The 275-nt window shown below is 52.0% G+C and carries 1 protein-coding gene; it reads left to right on the forward strand.

Annotation, left to right across the window (positions count from 1 at the left end; all coding sequences use genetic code 11):
• Window positions 1-275: hypothetical protein (locus A3751_RS22560; protein ID WP_197466129.1), on the forward strand; the 275-nt coding region annotated here is incomplete at both ends.

The following is a 275-nucleotide window of genomic DNA, read 5'->3' on the forward strand; positions in this document are numbered from 1 at the left end:
CTATCAACCCGGCCCTTACGAGGACAGCCTGAAGAAAGGCTGGGCGCTCATCAAGCGACCCAGAAAAGCAGCAGGCGTTAAAGCAATCAGTCGTCAACATGCAAAAAACCGCATGACCATTTGGGAGCGTATTGACGTACTCACCGATGCCGGCGAAACGCCAACAATACTTTTCCAGAACTGGGGGCCAAACCTTGATGGCGCCTCTTTAGTTACTGCTATCGTCAAAATAAATGGCCGGGATGTCGCCCTCTATGGTCATGACTTCACCGTCC

It is taken from the genome of Oleiphilus sp. HI0080, assembly GCF_001635135.1.